We start from the raw sequence: 14561 nt of genomic DNA on the forward strand, positions 1-14561 counted from the left end.
TGTGCGCACTGCGAGCGAACCGCACCTGAATGCGCACCTCGCGCGCAGGTTTCGCACCCGCGGCGGCTTGCGGCAGCGCGGCTACCGCGGGCGCATCGGCATGAGCCATCGCGCCAGCGAAAGGACAACGGCCGGGAGAACGGCGGCGGCATATGCCAGCACACGCGCCAGCACATTCCAGCACATGCCAGCGAACGTCAGTCCATGCCAGCAAATGGCGGCGCTTACCGGCAAGCGAGCGGAAACGCGGGCCACCTGCCAGAAAGCCGCGGCGGCCCGAAGCCGCCGGCGGTTCGCCAGATGCGCCCTGCGCGCCGCCTTGCATCGGCGAACGAACGGCCGCTTACTGCCCCGTTGCGCCCGAAGCCGGCACCGAGGGCGGCGCGGTGAGCTGCGAATTTTGCGCCGGGACCGGCGGCGCAGCGTTGGTGTTGCCCGTGCCCTGCGCGCCCGGTGCCGGCCCGACCGGATTCGCCGGCGCCACGCCCTGGATTTGCGGCGCAGGCTGGCGATGCAGTTGAACCTGTTGCGGCATCGTGCCGACGTTCTGCGGCAGCGCCGAAGAAGTGGGATTGCCCGCGCGCACCGAAGGCGTGAACTGCGACGGCGTTTGCACGGCGTCCGTCGCGCGGTTCGCGGCGGCGGCGGCTTGCGCGTTCGCGTCCTGCGGCAGCGCATTGGTGGCCGCGCCCAGCTCCGACGACGGCGTGCGCACCGTATCGGTCACCTTCGGCGCGGACGAGCCCGACGCCTGCGTGGCAGCCGGGGCGCCCGAAGCCGCCACGGCCGGCGCCGCCTTCGCTTTCTTGCCCGAGCGGTCGCCGTCGATTTCGGCGAGCAGTTCGAGGTTCGAGGGCAGGTCGTCGCCGCCGGACCAGCTCGCCACGCGATCGCCTTCGAAATTCACGACGAAATCGCGCTGCTGAACCACGGCGGTCGAGCCGCGCTTGAAGTAGAAGATGTAGTCCCAGCGGTTCGCGTGGAACATGTCGGTGAGAAGCGGCGTGCCGAGCAGTTGCTTCACGTCCGCGCGCGACATCCCCACGCGCATCTGCGCCGCGGCTTCCGCCGAAACGAAGTTGCCTTGCACGATGGTGATGCGATAAGGCGTGATGCTTTGGGCCACGCGCTGCGTCAGGCTGTCGTAGGTCGAGCAACCGGCGAGCGCCGCGAACGCGGCCGCAGCCAGCAGGGTGCACGCCAGGCGGCCGCCGTTCATGCGTCGGCCGGTCGTTGTGAATTCTGGAATCATTTCCCTCACCGTGCGGGCTTTTCGCGAAGCCGCGCGTATTCTGTGGAAGTTCGTTCGAAGTTCTGCCGAAAATGCCCGGAACGGCAAAAACGCATTAACATAAGAACCTAGCATTGTACTCCAGGGACTTATCGTCATGACCAATCCAACCGATCTCAAGAACATCGGGCTAAAGGCGACTCTGCCGCGCCTCAAGATCCTGGAGATTTTTCAGCATAGCCCCGTGCGTCACCTCACCGCCGAAGACGTCTACCGCAATCTGCTGAACGAGGAACTCGACATCGGCCTCGCCACCGTTTATCGCGTGCTCACGCAGTTCGAGCAGGCCGGGCTGCTCACGCGCAGCAACTTCGAGTCGGGCAAGGCGGTGTTCGAACTCAACGAAGGCAGCCATCATGACCACCTCGTGTGTCTCGATTGCGGCCTCGTCGAAGAATTCTTCGACCCCGATATCGAAAAGCGTCAGCAAATGATCGCCAACGAGCGCGGCTTCAAGCTGCAAGAACATGCGCTCGCGCTCTACGGCGCCTGCACGAAGGAAAATTGCCCGCACCGCAAGCACTAGCACGCGGTTCGAGCCGCGGTTGAACCCAAAACGCCACGCTTCGCCGTGGCTTTTTTATGGCATTCCGCTCGCCCCGCACCGCTTCTCTGTTACCAAAAATGAACGGCCACAAAAAAGCCGCCCCGTGGGGCGGCTTTCCGATTGCCGAAAGCGATTACTTCGCGTTCGCGAAGGCAACCGCCGTGTCCAGCATGCGGTTCGAGAAGCCCCACTCGTTGTCGTACCAGCTCGAAACCTTCACGAGACGGCCCGAGACCTTCGTGAGCGTGGAATCGAACGTCGACGACGCCGGATTATGGTTGAAGTCGACCGAAACCAGCGGCGCGTCGTTGTAGCCGAGGATGCCCTTGAGCGCGCCTTCCGACGCTTCCTTCATGATGGCGTTGACTTCCTCGACCGTCGTGTCGCGCTTGGCGATGAACGAGAGGTCGACGATCGACACGTTGATGGTCGGCACGCGAATGGCGTAGCCGTCGAGCTTGCCGTTCAGTTCCGGCAGCACGAGGCCGACAGCCGAAGCCGCGCCCGTCTTCGTCGGGATCTGGCTGTGCGTGGCCGAGCGCGCGCGGCGCAGGTCTTCGTGGTACACGTCGGTCAGGACCTGGTCGTTCGTGTACGCGTGAATCGTCGTCATCAGGCCGGTTTCGAGGCCGATCTTGTCGTTCAGCGGCTTGACGAGCGGCGCGAGGCAGTTGGTCGTGCACGACGCGTTCGAGATGACCGTGTGCTCGGCCTTCAGCACGTTGTGGTTCACGCCGTAGACGACGGTCGCGTCGACGTCCTTGCCGCCCGGCGCGGAGATGATGACCTTCTTCGCGCCGCCCTTCAGGTGCGCGCTCGCCTTTTCCTTGGTCGTGAAAAAGCCCGTGCATTCCATCACGACGTCCACGCCCAGCTCGCCCCACGGCAGCTCGGCCGGGTTGCGGTTGGCCAGCACGCGGATACGGTCGCCGTTCACGACGAGGTACTCGCCGTCGACCGACACTTCGCCGGGGAACTTGCCGTGCGCCGTGTCGTATTGCGTCAGGTGCGCGTTGGTTTTCGCGTCACCCAGGTCGTTGATCGCGACGATCTGGATGTCGTGCTTCTTGCCGTTCTCGTAGAACGCGCGCAGCGTATTGCGGCCGATGCGGCCGTAGCCGTTGATAGCGACGCGAACAGTCATGATTTATCTCCTGATGGCTAAAAAATTCTGAAACCGGTGCTGCACTGGCGTCATGCGAGGCTGGGGCAGCCAGGCGGGACGCTCAAGGCAGCGGGCCCGCCAGATCTTGCCGATCAGGCGGGCCCGTAACGCATGCTTAGTGGTCGAGCGCGGCCTTGGCCGTTGCGACGACATTCTCGACCGTGAAGCCGAAGTGCTTGAACAGCACGCCGGCCGGGGCCGATTCGCCGAACGTGTCGATGCCGACCACGCCGCCTTCGAGGCCCACGTACTTGCGCCAGAAGTCGGTCTGCGCCGCCTCGATCGCCACGCGGCGCACGCCCTTGGGCAGCACGCGCTCCCTGTATTCGGCGTCCTGGCGGTCGAACACGTTGGTCGACGGCATGGACACCACGCGCGCACCGATGCCTTCGCGCTGGAGCGCCTCGACGGCCTTCACCGCGAGTTCGACCTCCGAGCCCGTTGCGATCAGGATGATCTTGCGGCTCGGGATGTCGTCGTTCCAGTCCTTGAGCACGTAGCCGCCCTTCGCGATGTTGGCGATCTGCGCGTCCGTGCGTTCGTTGAATTGCAGGTTCTGGCGGCTGAAGATCAGCGACGACGGGCCGTGATGCGTGATCGACTCGGTCCAGGCCACGGCCGTTTCGACCGTGTCGGCGGGGCGCCAGACCGTCATGTTCGGAATCAGGCGCAGGCTCGGCACCTGTTCGATCGACTGGTGCGTCGGTCCGTCTTCGCCGAGGCCGATCGAGTCGTGCGTGAACACGAAGATCGACGGGCACTTCATGAGCGCGGCCACGCGCAGCGCGTTGCGGCTGTAGTCCGAGAACGTCAGGAAGGTGCCGCCGAACGCCTTGTAGCCGCCGTGCAGCGTGATGCCGTTGAGCGCCGCGCTCATGCCGAATTCGCGCACGCCGTAATTGACGTGATTACCCCACTCCACGCCGCTTTCGCCGGCCTTGGCCGCGCGCACCGGCTTCGACGCCTTCCAGTTCGTGAGGTTCGAGCCGGTCAGGTCGGCCGAGCCGCCGAGCAGTTCCGGCAGTGCGGCCGCGAGACCCTCAATGGCCTGCTGCGACGCCTTGCGCGTGGCGACGGTTTCCTTGCGCGAATCGGCGCCCGCGACGATGGCGGCGGCCTTTTCGGCCCAGTCGGCGGGCAGCTTGCCGGCCATGCGGCGTGCGAATTCGGCGGCTTGCTCCGGGTACTTCGACTGGTAGGCGGCGAACTGTTCGTTCCAGGCGGCTTCGAACTTCGCGCCGGCTTCCTTCGCGTCCCAGTCCGCGTAGACTTCCTGCGGCAGCGCGAACGGCTCCCACTTCCAGCCCACCGCGTCGCGCCAGCGGGCGATTTCTTCCGCGCCGAGCGGCGCGCCGTGTACGTCGTGGCCGCCCGCCTTGGTGGGCGCGCCGTGGCCGATCTGCGTCTTGCAGCAAATGAGCGTGGGCTTGTCCGAGGCCTTCGCCTGCTTGATGGCGGCGTCGATGGCCTCGACGTCGTGACCGTTCACGTGCGGAACCACGTTCCAGCCGTAGGCTTCGAAGCGCCGGGGCGTGTCGTCGTGGAACCAGTTGACCACGTCGCCGTCGATCGAGATGCCGTTGTCGTCGTAGAACGCGATCAGCTTGTTGAGCTTGAGCGTGCCTGCGAGCGAGCAGGCTTCGTGCGAGATGCCTTCCATCAGGCAGCCGTCGCCGACAAACACGTAGGTGTGGTGATCGACGATCTTCGCGTCGGCCTTGTTGAATTCGGCCGCGAGCAGCGCTTCGGCGAGCGCCATGCCGACCGCGTTCGCCAGACCCTGACCGAGCGGGCCCGTGGTCGTCTCGACGCCCGGCGTGATGCCGTATTCGGGGTGGCCCGGCGTCTTCGAATGCATCTGGCGGAAATTCTTCAGTTCCGACATCGGCAGGTCGTAGCCCGTCAGGTGCAGCAGCGAGTACAGCAGCATCGAGCCGTGGCCGTTCGACAGCACGAAGCGATCGCGGTCGCTCCAGTGCGGATTCGCCGGGTTATGGCGCAGATGGCGCGACCACAGCGCGACGGCGATGTCGGCCATGCCCATGGGCATGCCGGGGTGACCGGAGTTCGCTTGCTGAACGGCGTCCATGGACAGCGCGCGGATCGCGTTGGCCATCAACTGGGTGGTTGCGGGGGAGGCGGAGGACGGGGTCGTCATGTCGAGTCCGGAAGTGTGCAAAAAGCGGCGTGGGCGGGCCGGGTCAAACGACACAAGCGGCGTGCGCACAGCAGCACCGGGATTCCGAAGCTCGGCAGCACGGCTCTTTGCGGCGCACACGCGGCACCAGGAGACGCGAAACGGCAGAGCAAACGGAGGAGGCTGCAAAGGGCGATATTCTAACAGATCGCCCGGGCGAACCCTGACAGCAAGGCATGCGCCGTGCGCGATGCGCCGGCGCGAGACCGCCGAGCCGCAACGCGAGGCCGGGCGGCCCGCCGCCTTCTATAATGCGCAGGCCGGCCCCTATTTCCCCGCGCCTCGCGCGCCGCGACCGAACCTTCGTGACAGCTCCGCTCCTCTTTCATCCCGCGCCCGACGCGCTGTACGGTTTTCCCGGCGCGAGGCGCCTGGCGGCCGCCGACACGCCCTATCAGCGCATCGAGGTCTGGGACACGCCGCAGCTCGGCTGCCTCTTCACGCTCGACGGCCGCCCGATGACCTCCGCCGGCGACGAATTCATCTACCACGAATGCATGACGCATCCGGCGGCGCTCGCGCATCCCGCGCCGCGCGCGGCGCTCGTGCTGGGCGGCGGCGACGGCGGCGCCGCGCGCCAGTTGCTGCGGCACCCGGGCATCGCGCGGATCGTCGTCGCCGAACTGGACCCCGACGTCGTCCGCCTGACCGGCGATTATCTGCCCGGCGTGCGCGGCGGCGCCTTCGACGACCCGCGCGTGGAACTCGTGATCGGCGACGCGGCGGCGTTCGTCGCCTCCACGCGCGAGCGCTTCGATCTCGTCGTGTTCGATCTGACGCCGCCCGACTCGCCCGCGGCCGGACTCTATACGGCCGGGTTCTACGCGGCGCTCAAGCGCGTCATGAATGCCGACGCGCTCGTCACGCTGCATCTGGGCTCGCCGTACCATCACGCCGGGCGCGTGAAATTGCTGCTCGCGGGCCTGCGCGGCGCCTTCGCCATCGTGCGGCCGCTCGCCGCTTACGTTCCGCTCTACGGCTCGCTTTGGCTCATGGCGATTGCCGGCGACACGCTCGACCCCGCCGCCGTCGATTCCGCCACGCTCGCGGCGCGCGCGGCACGGCGCAAAATCGAAGGCTTGCGATACTACGCCCCGGAGCTTCATGCGATGCTCTTAAAAGTGTCGTTGATCGGCCGGGATAAACTAGGCGAATTCCTACAGCTTTAGTGATCCTGTCGGTGGAAAATGACCGGTCCTAACGCTTTCTTCGCGCACGCCCACGCTGCGCGTCATCCGAACCGCGAATCTGGAGAGACCCGATGACCCCACCCCGCCCCGCTGGCGTGCCGTGGCTGACACCGTATCTGACAGTGCGCGATGCGCGCGCCGCGATGGACTTTTATCGCGCAGCATTCGGTTTTGACGTGCGAGACAGTGTGGAGGACGACGGAGCCGTCATGCACGTGGAAATGACGTACCACGATCAGCTCATCGTCATGTTCGCGCCCGAAGGAGCGTTCGGCTCGACGGCCCGCACGCCCAAAAGCGCGCACGCCATCGCGCCGCAATCCTTTTATCTGTATGTCGACGATGTCGACGCGGTTTATGCGCGGGCGCTCGCCGCCGGCGCGAAATCGCTGAGCGAGCCGCAGGATCAATTCTGGGGAGACCGTTTCGCGCAGGTCGAAGACCTCGACGGTTACCGCTGGGCGCTTGCTCGCCACTTGTCCTGAATCAATGAGAAATAGTCTTATGCCCCGCTTTTTCGTCGGCAGCAACTTGCAGTCCGACGAGGTCGTTACCCTTCCCGACGAGGTCACGCGCCACGTTCAGGTGCTGCGTTTGCAGCCCGGCGACACCATCGTGCTGTTCAACGGCCTCGGGGGCGAATACAGCGCCGAAATCCTCGAAATGGAACGCCGCGACACGCAGGTGCGCGTCGGTCCGTACCGCGACATCGAAACGGAGCCGCCCTATCGGCTCACGCTTGCGCAGGGCATTGCGGGCAGCGACAAGATGGACTGGCTGATTGAAAAGGCGGTCGAGCTGGGTGCGACGAGTTTCGTGCCGCTCACGACCTCGCGCAGCGTCGTGCGTCTTTCCGGCGACCGCGCCGTGCGCCGCCAGGCGCACTGGCAGCGCATCGTGCAGGCGTCGTGCGAGCAATGCGGCCGCAACCGCATGCCCGACGTCGCGCCCACGCGCGAAATCGCCACCTGGCTTGGCTCCATGCCCAAGCGTCCCGGCGAAGGCGAGTTGCGCGTGCTGCTTTCGCCGCGCGCGAACGTGTCGTTTTCGACGCTGCCCGTCGACCCGCCCACGGGCGAAGTGACCGTACTGGTGGGGCCGGAAGGCGGGTTTTCGTCGCCGGAAGAAGCCGCCGCGCTCGATCACGGATTTATTGCCGTGGGGCTCGGGCCGCGCGTGCTGCGCACCGAAACCGCCGGCATTGCGGTACTTTCCGCGCTGGCCGCGCGCTGGGGCGGCTGGTAACACTCCCACGCGGCCGCTGCGGCCGCCATGCGCGTAAAAATGACAAAGCCCGCCTGATGGCGGGCTTGTGTTTTTTTGTCGCACATTTGTCACACTGGCGCGACGAACCCGCGCGAGCGAAACGGTTAGGCGAACGAATAAAACACGCGGAACGGCACCTTGCGCTCGGCCCAATACTCCGTGGCTTCGCGAAAGACGTCGAGTAGCGTCTCGCGCCCGTCCTTGTCGAACTTCTGCGCGATCGGCAGCCCCTCCAGCACGATCACGAAACCCGGCTGCTCGCCGGCTTTCTGCACCAGATCGGTCAGGCAGTCGTAGAGGCCGTCGTAGTTCTTGCCGAAGTGCTTCGGAAACAGGAACGATGTGGCGATGGTTTCCAGCACTTCCTGCCTGGTTTGCGCATTCGCGCAGAACGCGTAAAGGAAATGCTGCTGCAGCCGCTGCGCTTCATCCGCGAGATCCTGCACGCGAAACGCGCGAATCGACTGGACGATGTTCGGCCGCACGGTCGCAAACAGATCCATGGCCTCCTCGTTCAATGAAAGCGCCTCCTCTTTGCCGCGCGCGTCGCACTCGTGCTTCATCTGCATGACGCGCTGGAACAGGTTGCCCTCGCCGGACGCGAACAGATCGCTCGCGACCCGCGGGTCGTGTGCGTAAACGTTATCGCTCATGCCGCTCATCCCGGTGTCAATCAATAATTCGCCTGAAACTGGCGTAGTGGTCGTCGGAGTAGTAACAGTTGTCGGTACGCTTGAGCGCCCCGCCGCAGACGATACGCTTTGCGCCGCGATTGCGCGCGCGCGGCGTCGGAACGGTGTACTCATGGTAGTAGCCGCGCCGATGCGACGGCAGCATCCGCTCGAAATTGCCGAACACGACGCCATCCTTCTCAAAAGGGAACGGTCCGCCCGCTGAAATCAGACTCAAGGTGTTGACCGCCTCGCGCGGCAATGCGTTCACCGAAATGTTTCCGGTGGCACTCGCGCCGCTGTCCGGCGGGTTTTCCGTCTGGCTTCGGTAGGCCTGCGCGCCGCCCGGCGCGAGTGCGGCACCCGCCACGAGAACGACCGCCGCCGCCCGCCACCCACGCCGCAAACGGTTGCCGAAACAACGGATTGCGTGAAACGCCCGGAGCGCCTTGGCGCCGCTGTCGCCAGCGGTTTCTCGTTCGGTTTGCAGCAGCAGCCCCATGCGCGCCATCACCTGATTTCCGCTTCCCGGGTTACGCGTTCGACGACCCTGAAAGGTGTAAGGGTATCGCTAATGATGCCGGGAAGCAACGTTCGGGTGGCCTCCCAAACCGGGGCTTGACCATGAACAAGCGTCAGATCGGTAAATTTTACAATCGCGGAAGAACGATAAAAATCGGCCGGTAACAAGCAGAAACGGCGCGCCCAGTTTCCTGAGCGCGCCGTCGACTTGATAGCTCCCCGGTTGTGCGGCGAGCGCCGCAGCCGTTTAACCCGTTTAACCCGTTTAACCCGTTAGACCTTAACGCGCGGCGTTCACGTCCGCGACCAGCAGCGCCGTCATGTTGACGATGCGTCGCACGGTGGCCGAAGCCGTCAGCACGTGTACCGGTCGCGCCGCGCCCAGCAGGATCGGCCCGATCGCGATGTTGTTGCCGGCTGCCGTCTTGAGCAGGTTGTACGAGATGTTGGCCGCGTCGATGTTCGGCATGATGAGCAGGTTCGCGTCGCCTTCCAGCGTCGATTCGGGCAGGATCTCGCGGCGCAGGTTCGCGTCGAGCGCAACGTCGCCGTGCATTTCGCCGTCCACCTGAAGATCGGGGGCGCGCTCCTGAAGCAGCACGAGCAGGTCGCGCATCTTCTGCGCCGAAGCGGCGTTGCTCGAACCGAAGTTCGAGTGCGAGCACAGCGCGATCTTCGGCTCGATGCCGAAGCGGCGCACTTCTTCCGCCGCCATGACAGTGATTTCGGCGAGCTGCTCGGGCGTCGGGTCCACGTTCACATGCGTGTCGACGATGAAGATCTGGCGGTTCGGCAGCACCAGCGCGTTCATGGCCGCGTAGACGTTGCAGCCTTCCTTCTTGCCGATCACCTGGTCGATGAAGTGCAGATGGCGGTGCGTCGTGCTGACCGTGCCGCAGATCATGCCGTCCGCCTCGCCTTTTTCCACCAGCATCGAGCCGATCAGCGTGGTGCGGCGGCGCATTTCGAGCTTTGCCATTTGCGGCGTGATGCCCTTGCGCGCCATGAGCTTCGCATAGGTCTGCCAGAAGTCGCGGTAACGCTCGTCGTGGTCGGTGTTGACGACCGAGTAATCGTGGCCCGCGACCAGACGCAGGCCGTAGCGCGCGATGCGCTGCTCGATCACCGCCGGCCGGCCGATCAGGATGGGCTTCGCGAGCTTTTCGTCGACGACGATCTGCACCGCGCGCAGGATGCGCTCCTCCTCGCCCTCGGCGAACACGATGCGCTTCTTCTCCGGCTCCACCGCGCGCGCGATCTGGAAGATCGGCTTCATGGTCGTGCCGCTGTGGTAGACGAACTGCTGGAGATGCTGCTCGTAGGCGTCCATGTCCTCGATCGGGCGCGTGGCCACGCCCGACTCCATCGCGGCCTTCGCGACGGCCGGCGCGATCTTCACGATCAGGCGAGGATCGAACGGCTTCGGAATGAGGTATTCCGGCCCGAATTGCAGGTCCTGAATGCCATACGCCGTCGCCACCACGTCGCTCTGCTCCTGGCGCGCGAGTTCGGCGATCGCGTTCACGGTGGCGATTTCCATCTCGCGCGTAATCGTGGTCGCGCCCACGTCGAGCGCGCCGCGGAAGATGAACGGGAAGCACAGGACGTTGTTGACCTGATTCGGATAGTCCGTGCGGCCCGTGCACAGCACCGCGTCGGGGCGCACTTCGAGCGCCAGTTCGGGCAGGATTTCGGGCGTCGGGTTCGCGAGCGCGAGAATCAGCGGCTTCGCGGCCATCTGCTTGACCATCTCCGGCTTGAGCACGCCGCCTGCGGAAAGGCCGAGGAAAATGTCGGCGCCTTCGACCACTTCGGCGAGCGTGCGCGCGTGCGTTTCGCGCGCGAAGCGCTCCTTGTCCGGGTCCATCAGCTCGGTGCGGCCCTTGTAGACGACACCCGCGAGATCGGTCACGACGATGTTTTCCAGCGGCAGGCCCAGATCCACGAGCAGATCGAGACACGCGAGCGCCGCCGCGCCCGCGCCCGAGGCCACCAGCTTCACGTCCTTGATGTCCTTGCCGACGACCTTCAGCCCGTTGGTGACGGCCGCGCCCACGACGATGGCCGTACCGTGCTGATCGTCGTGGAACACGGGAATCTTCATGCGCTTGCGGGCCTCGCGCTCGACAATGAAGCACTCGGGCGCCTTGATGTCCTCGAGGTTGATGCCGCCGAACGTGGGTTCGAGCGCGGCGATCACGTCGACGAGCTTGTGCGGGTCCGATTCGTTCAGCTCGATGTCGAACACATCAATGCCCGCGAACTTCTTGAACAGCACTGCCTTGCCTTCCATCACCGGCTTGGAGGCGAGCGGCCCGATGTTGCCGAGCCCGAGCACGGCCGTGCCGTTCGAAACGACGCCCACCAGGTTGCTGCGCGCGGTGAAACGCGCGGCGTTGAGCGGATTCTCCACGATCGCCTCGCACGCGAACGCGACGCCGGGGGAGTAGGCGAGCGAGAGATCGCGCTGGTTGATCATCTGCTTGGTCGGCGCGATCGCAATTTTCCCGGGCGTGGGGAACTCGTGGTAATCGAGGGCGGCTTCGCGAAGCTTGTTCGTGGCGGAATTCGACATGAGAGGCTGGACCTTGGTGCAGATTAGAATGACAACTCGAACGCAAAGTTTGCCCGATTGTAGCGCCATTCCCCGAAGGTATTCCTTACAGTCGGAGTGCAGGTGCTGCTACCGGAATGTCGCAAAACCCCACGCGCGCGTCAGTCGCGCGATGCCGGCCTGGCCCTTCGTCATAGACCTTTCGTCATGCTTTCCGAGTTCTCCTTGATCGACCGGTATTTCGCGCAGCGCGCGCGCCGTCATACGCAGCGCGCGGCGCTCGGCATCGGCGACGATTGCGCGCTCATCGCGCCCGCCGCCGGCGAGGTGCTGGCCGTTTCCACCGACATGCTCGTGGAAGGCCGCCACTTTTTCCCCGATGTCGATCCGCATGCGCTCGGTCACAAGGCGCTGGCCGTCAATCTGTCGGATCTCGCCGCGATGGGCGCGGCGCCGCTCGGCTTCACGCTGGCCTGCGCGCTGCCGAAGCCGCGCGAGGACTGGCTCGCCGCGTTTAGCGCAGGCCTCTTCGAACTCGCCGACCGCTACGACTGCGAGCTGATCGGCGGCGACACCACGGCCGGTCCGCTCAATCTTTGCCTTACGGTGTTCGGGTCGCTGCGTCAGGATGTCGCACTGCGGCGCGACGCTGCCCAGCACGGCGACGACATCTGGGTGTCGGGCACGCCCGGCGACGCGCGCGCGGGTCTCGGCCTGATACGCGGCGAATGGCGGACGAGCGGCGTTCTTGCCGACGCCGACGCCGTCCACCTGCGGCGCGCGCTCGAATATCCGCAGCCGCGCGTCGCGCTCGGCCTCGCGCTGCGCGGCGTGGCGCGCGCGGCGCTGGACGTCTCCGACGGGCTGGCCGGCGATCTGCGTCACATCCTGGAACGTTCGCGCCTCGCCGCCGCCATCGACGTCGACGCCCTGCCGCTGTCGCCCGCGCTCGCGCGTCTGCCGCGCCCGGTGCAGCTCCAGTGCGCGCTCGCGGGCGGCGACGACTACGAGCTGTGCTTCACGGCGGCCGCTGCCCGGCGCGCGCAGGTCGAGGCGGCCGCACAACAGGCAGGCGTGCGCGTCACACGCATCGGTACAATGAGTTCCCTGGCTTCGCCCGATGCGACCGTGCCCGCGATTGCCTGGCACGACGCCGCCGGCACCTCGCTCGACCTGACGTTGCAAGGCTTCGACCACTTCCATGCCGACTGACCCCACGCCCTCGTCCGCCGACGACTTCGCGACGGCCGCTCCCGGCGACGCGCCGCCGTCCGCCGCGCGCGCGAAGCCGGCCAGCCCGCGCCGCGCCGACGCGCCGTTCATGCTCACGCATCCGCTGCACATCGTTTCGCTCGGCTTCGGCTCGGGCCTGTCGCGCCTCGCGCCGGGCACGGCCGGCACGCTGTTCGCATGGGCCGCGTTCGAAGTGCTCAACCGCTATTTCACGGTGATCGACTGGGCGCTGCTGATCGTCGTGGGCTTTTTCGCGGGCATCGGCGTGACTGGGTTCACAGCGAAACACCTGCGCACCGACGATCCTTCGGCGATCGTCTGGGACGAGATCGTCGCGTTCTGGCTCGTGCTGCTGATGATCACGCCTGTCAGTTTCGCCGGGCGGCTCTGGGCCTTCGTGATCTTCCGCTTCTTCGACATGGTGAAGCCGCCGCCCATCCGTTATTTCGACCGCCGCTTCAAGGGCGGCCTCGGCATCATGCTCGACGATCTCGTCGCCGCCTTCTTCACGCTGCTCGTGATCGCGCTTTGGCGCATGTCGGTCTGAGCGGCCTTACCCAACATCGCCATGCCCACCGATTCCGTCGTTCACCAACTCGCCATCCGCGCCGGCAATGCGCTGCGCGACGGGCGTCTCATGCTCGCGACCGCCGAGTCCTGCACGGGCGGCATGGTCGCCACCGCCATCACCGATATCTCGGGCAGCAGCGGCTGGTTCGAACGCGGCTTCGTCACGTATTCGAACCAGGCGAAAAGCGAGATGATCGGCGTGCCGGCCGACCTGATCGAGCGCCACGGCGCGGTGAGCGAACCGGTCGCGCGCGCGATGGCCGAAGGCGCGCTGCGCAACAGCCGGGCACAGGTTTCGCTGGCCATTACCGGCGTCGCCGGCCCCGGCGGCGGCACGCCGGAAAAGCCTGTCGGCACGGTGTCGTTCGGCTGGAGCAACCGGCTGCATACGAGCGTCGAAACGGTGGTCTTCAAGGGCGACCGCGAACAGATTCGCGTACAGGCCGCGGCGCATGCGCTGCGCGGCCTGCTCGCCCTCATCGACGAGAAAGAACGCTAAATCCGGCGCGCGCCTTGACCGGCGCGGGCCGCTCACCCGGAGGCTTCCGCCATGGCTCAAGTCAACGCCGCTGTCGAAGAACTGATCCGCCGCTTCGGGCTCGAACCGCACCCGGAAGGCGGCTACTACAGCGAAACCTACCGCGCCGACAAGTTCGTGCAGCGCGAGGGCGCGCCCGCGGCCGAGGGCTCGCGCGCGGCCTCGACCGCCATCTATTTCCTGCTCGCGGACGGCGCCTATTCGGCGTGGCACCGCATTCGCTCCGACGAACTCTGGCACTTCTACGCCGGTTCGCCCATCGAGATTCATTCGATCGACGAGCGCGGCGTGCTCTCCACGCGCAAGCTCGGTCACGCGCTCGATCATCCGGGCACGGTGTTTCAGGCCGTGGTGCCGGCGGGCCACTGGTTCGCGGCGCGCTGCTGCGATCCGTCGACGTATGCGCTCGTGGGCTGCACCGTCGCGCCGGGCTTCGAGTTCAGCGAGTTCGAAATCGCCGATACGGAAGCGCTTGCCGCACGGTTTCCGCTGCATCGCGCGATCGTCGAATTGCTGGGCAAGCCGGCGGCGGTCAAACGGCCGGCTTGAGCCAGGCGAGCCGAGCGAGCCGCACGAGCCGCACCGCTGCATCTCATAATTTGCCGATAAAAAAACGGCGTGCCGGTCGATCAACCGGCACGCCGCCAACGTCCTGCTGCTTTTACGTCCCCGGGCGGGAACGTTTGCAGGCCCGCGCTTGCGCCCGGACCTGCCCGCCTCCGCTTATTTCGCGGAAAGCTCCACACGCCGGTTCGGCGCAAGACACGCGATCACCGCCGCCGTCGCCTTCTTGCCCGCGCACGACTTCACCGGATTG

The 14561-nt window shown here is 66.0% G+C and carries 14 protein-coding genes; 8 read left to right on the forward strand and 6 right to left on the reverse strand.

What is annotated here, in order from left to right; genetic code table 11:
• Positions 1-343: 343 nt before the first annotated feature.
• On the reverse strand, positions 344-1219 hold the full coding sequence (locus tag U5805_RS30505) for an outer membrane protein assembly factor BamE (protein ID WP_322107214.1): 876 nt from the start codon (positions 1217-1219) through the stop codon (positions 344-346).
• A gap of 169 nt (positions 1220-1388) precedes the next feature.
• On the opposite strand from U5805_RS30505, the gene fur reads away from it, so the two are divergent.
• On the forward strand, positions 1389-1817 hold the full coding sequence (fur, locus tag U5805_RS30510) for a ferric iron uptake transcriptional regulator (protein ID WP_322107215.1): 429 nt from the start codon (positions 1389-1391) through the stop codon (positions 1815-1817).
• A 154-nt stretch (positions 1818-1971) separates the two neighbouring features.
• Here fur and gap read toward each other — a convergent pair whose 3' ends face one another.
• Both gap and tkt read right to left on the reverse strand, forming a co-directional pair.
• The gene (gap, locus tag U5805_RS30515; RefSeq protein WP_322107216.1) at positions 1972-2982 is read right to left on the reverse strand and encodes a type I glyceraldehyde-3-phosphate dehydrogenase; all 1011 of its coding nucleotides are present in this window, start codon (positions 2980-2982) and stop codon (positions 1972-1974) included.
• Between the two features lie 136 nt (positions 2983-3118).
• The gene (gene tkt, locus U5805_RS30520) at positions 3119-5161 is read right to left on the reverse strand and encodes a transketolase (RefSeq protein ID WP_322107217.1); all 2043 of its coding nucleotides are present in this window, start codon (positions 5159-5161) and stop codon (positions 3119-3121) included.
• 344 nt (positions 5162-5505) lie between these two features.
• On the opposite strand from tkt, the gene speE reads away from it, so the two are divergent.
• The 3 genes from speE to U5805_RS30535 all read left to right on the forward strand — a co-directional run bounded on the left by speE (position 5506) and on the right by U5805_RS30535 (position 7635).
• Positions 5506-6369: a polyamine aminopropyltransferase gene (gene speE / locus U5805_RS30525; protein ID WP_322107218.1), complete on the forward strand. Its 864-nt coding sequence runs from the start codon at positions 5506-5508 to the stop codon at positions 6367-6369.
• Between the two features lie 92 nt (positions 6370-6461).
• A complete protein-coding gene (locus tag U5805_RS30530) occupies positions 6462-6875 on the forward strand; it encodes a VOC family protein (RefSeq protein WP_322107219.1) in 414 nt (137 codons plus the stop codon).
• A gap of 19 nt (positions 6876-6894) precedes the next feature.
• Positions 6895-7635, forward strand: a complete 741-nt coding sequence (locus U5805_RS30535; RefSeq protein WP_322107220.1) for a 16S rRNA (uracil(1498)-N(3))-methyltransferase — start codon at positions 6895-6897, stop codon at positions 7633-7635.
• Between the two features lie 125 nt (positions 7636-7760).
• Here the strand turns inward: U5805_RS30535 and U5805_RS30540 are convergent, their stop codons facing one another.
• The 3 genes from U5805_RS30540 to U5805_RS30550 form a co-directional block, all read right to left on the reverse strand.
• On the reverse strand, positions 7761-8318 hold the full coding sequence (locus tag U5805_RS30540) for a barstar family protein (protein WP_322107227.1): 558 nt from the start codon (positions 8316-8318) through the stop codon (positions 7761-7763).
• 7 nt (positions 8319-8325) lie between these two features.
• Positions 8326-8829 carry a ribonuclease gene (locus U5805_RS30545; RefSeq protein WP_322107221.1) on the reverse strand — a complete coding sequence of 168 codons (504 nt, stop codon included), beginning with the start codon at positions 8827-8829 and terminating at the stop codon, positions 8326-8328.
• A 300-nt stretch (positions 8830-9129) separates the two neighbouring features.
• Positions 9130-11424: an NADP-dependent malic enzyme gene (locus U5805_RS30550; RefSeq protein WP_322107222.1), complete on the reverse strand. Its 2295-nt coding sequence runs from the start codon at positions 11422-11424 to the stop codon at positions 9130-9132.
• Positions 11425-11610: 186 nt separating this feature from the next.
• Between U5805_RS30550 and thiL the strand changes: the two genes are divergently transcribed.
• From thiL to U5805_RS30570, 4 genes are read left to right on the forward strand one after another with little or no spacing between them, the layout of a single operon-like run.
• A complete protein-coding gene (gene thiL, locus U5805_RS30555) occupies positions 11611-12615 on the forward strand; it encodes a thiamine-phosphate kinase (protein ID WP_322107223.1) in 1005 nt (334 codons plus the stop codon).
• On the forward strand, positions 12605-13183 hold the full coding sequence (locus U5805_RS30560; protein ID WP_322107224.1) for a phosphatidylglycerophosphatase A: 579 nt from the start codon (positions 12605-12607) through the stop codon (positions 13181-13183). Before thiL ends, U5805_RS30560 begins: the two co-directional genes overlap by 11 nt.
• Positions 13184-13204: 21 nt before the next feature.
• Positions 13205-13705 (forward strand): CinA family protein, encoded by a 501-nt coding sequence (locus U5805_RS30565; RefSeq protein WP_322107225.1) that lies wholly within the window; start codon positions 13205-13207, stop codon positions 13703-13705.
• Positions 13706-13756: 51 nt separating this feature from the next.
• On the forward strand, positions 13757-14293 hold the full coding sequence (locus U5805_RS30570) for a cupin domain-containing protein (protein WP_322107226.1): 537 nt from the start codon (positions 13757-13759) through the stop codon (positions 14291-14293).
• Positions 14294-14561: the final 268 nt, after the last annotated feature.

This window comes from Paraburkholderia sp. J41 (assembly GCF_905220235.1).
GTDB lineage: Bacteria > Pseudomonadota > Gammaproteobacteria > Burkholderiales > Burkholderiaceae > Paraburkholderia.

Coding starts and splice junctions, on each gene's coding strand:
- U5805_RS30505 (WP_322107214.1), bottom strand. CDS start 1,219: ATGAACGGCGGCCGCCTGGCGTGCACCCTGCTGGCTGCGGCCGCGTTC.
- fur (WP_322107215.1), top strand. CDS start 1,389: ATGACCAATCCAACCGATCTCAAGAACATCGGGCTAAAGGCGACTCTG.
- gap (WP_322107216.1), bottom strand. CDS start 2,982: ATGACTGTTCGCGTCGCTATCAACGGCTACGGCCGCATCGGCCGCAAT.
- tkt (WP_322107217.1), bottom strand. CDS start 5,161: ATGACGACCCCGTCCTCCGCCTCCCCCGCAACCACCCAGTTGATGGCC.
- U5805_RS30530 (WP_322107219.1), top strand. CDS start 6,462: ATGACCCCACCCCGCCCCGCTGGCGTGCCGTGGCTGACACCGTATCTG.
- U5805_RS30535 (WP_322107220.1), top strand. CDS start 6,895: ATGCCCCGCTTTTTCGTCGGCAGCAACTTGCAGTCCGACGAGGTCGTT.
- U5805_RS30540 (WP_322107227.1), bottom strand. CDS start 8,318: ATGAGCGGCATGAGCGATAACGTTTACGCACACGACCCGCGGGTCGCG.
- U5805_RS30545 (WP_322107221.1), bottom strand. CDS start 8,829: ATGGGGCTGCTGCTGCAAACCGAACGAGAAACCGCTGGCGACAGCGGC.
- U5805_RS30550 (WP_322107222.1), bottom strand. CDS start 11,424: ATGTCGAATTCCGCCACGAACAAGCTTCGCGAAGCCGCCCTCGATTAC.
- thiL (WP_322107223.1), top strand. CDS start 11,611: ATGCTTTCCGAGTTCTCCTTGATCGACCGGTATTTCGCGCAGCGCGCG.
- U5805_RS30560 (WP_322107224.1), top strand. CDS start 12,605: ATGCCGACTGACCCCACGCCCTCGTCCGCCGACGACTTCGCGACGGCC.
- U5805_RS30565 (WP_322107225.1), top strand. CDS start 13,205: ATGCCCACCGATTCCGTCGTTCACCAACTCGCCATCCGCGCCGGCAAT.
- U5805_RS30570 (WP_322107226.1), top strand. CDS start 13,757: ATGGCTCAAGTCAACGCCGCTGTCGAAGAACTGATCCGCCGCTTCGGG.